This window comes from Streptomyces sp. NRRL F-5123, assembly GCF_000721495.1.
In the GTDB taxonomy this organism is placed as follows: Bacteria; Actinomycetota; Actinomycetes; order Streptomycetales; family Streptomycetaceae; genus Actinacidiphila.
In genome coordinates, this window is the sequence record NZ_JOHY01000151.1 from 1 (window position 1) to 1,493 (window position 1,493).

Genomic DNA, 1,493 nt, shown 5'->3' on the forward strand with positions numbered 1-1,493 from the left:
ACACACGACGAACCGCACCGACGCACCCACCGCCGACACCTCCGCCACCAACCGATCCACCCGCTCACCACCACGACGACCCACCAACACCACATGCCGCACCCCATGACGCCCCACCAGATGCCGCACTACATGCCCCGCCAGCACACCACCCGCCCCCGTCACCACCACCGTCCCCTCGGGCGAGTGGGAGAACGGGCTCTCCTCCCGCACCTCGTCGGCGGGCAGCGCCGCGAGCCGTGGTACGAGGTAACGGCCGTCGTGCAGGGCCACTTGGGGCTCGTTCATGGCCAGTGCGGCAGCCACCGCGCTCGGGACATCGGCATCGGCGGCGGTGTCCAGGACGACGACACGGCCGGGGTGCTCTGCCTGCGCGGACCGCAGCAGACCCCACACGGCGGCCGTCGCCGGATCGGCAACTCCCGCCATCGTTCCGTGCGTCACGACCACCAACCGGCCGTCCTCCGGCCCCTCGGCGAGGAAGTCCTGCACCACCGCGAGCACGTCACCGAGCCGCTCGCGGACGTCACCGCCCGGCGCGATCTCCACCACGCGTACCCCCGGCACCGGCGCCGCCTCCGGTACTGCCTCCGGCGCGGGGACGGGCGTCCAGCGCAGTGCGAAGAGACCACCGGCCCCCTGCCCCGCCACCTGGCGGAGCTGTTCCTCCGACATCGGGTGGAGCCGCAGCCCCTCCACCGTCACGACCGGCATCCCCGCACCGTCGAACGCGGCCACCCGCACCACGCCGTCGGCCACCGGCGACAACCGCACCCGCAGCACCGAAGCCCCGACCGAGGACAGGCGGACCCCGCTCCAGGCGAACGGCACCCGGAGTTCGTCGCCGAGCAGGGGGTGCAGGGCGGCGTCCAGCAGCGCGGGATGCACCCCGAAGCCGTCCGGCTCCACGGGCAACCGCACCTCCGCGAACAGCTCCTCCCCGACCCGCCACACCTCCCGCAGCCCCTGGAACACCGGCCCGTAGCCGTAACCGAGCCCGGCCAGCCGCTCGTAGCTCCCGGAGACGCTCCCGGCACCGTCGATCCGCCGGGCGCCCGGGGGCGGCCACGTGGTGCCGAGGCGCTCCTCCGACGCGGCGGTGCCCGGCGCGAGGATCCCCGTGGCGTGCCTGCCCCACTCCTCACCGCTGCTCTGCGGACGGGAATGGACGGCGACCGACCGGCGACCGGCCTCGTCCGGAGCGCCCACCGACACCTGTACGACCACCGCCGCGCCCTCCGCCAGCAGCAGCGGACGCTCCAACGTCAGCTCAACTGTCCGGTCAGCACCCACCCGTCCTGCGAGGCCAGCGGGACGGCCGCGTGCAAGAGGGGGTGCCCTGCCGGGTCGAGACCGAGCCCGGCGGCGTCCACGGGCGACCGTCCCGCCGACAACCAGAAGCGCCGGCGCTCGAAGGCATACGTGGGCAGGTCCACGAGCCGCCCACCGGACACCCACGACGACCAGTCGACATCCACACCGGCGGTGAACAA

2 protein-coding genes are annotated in these 1,493 nt (G+C 74.0%); both read right to left on the reverse strand.

Annotated features, from left to right (window positions below; all coding sequences use genetic code 11):
* On the reverse strand, positions 1 to 1,263 hold a 1,263-nt coding region (locus tag IH54_RS0138595; protein ID WP_031526228.1), incomplete at its 3' end, for a polyketide synthase dehydratase domain-containing protein.
* A 2-nt stretch (positions 1,264 to 1,265) separates the two neighbouring features.
* Positions 1,266 to 1,493: hypothetical protein (locus IH54_RS42325; protein ID WP_159012390.1), on the reverse strand; the 228-nt coding region annotated here is incomplete at its 5' end.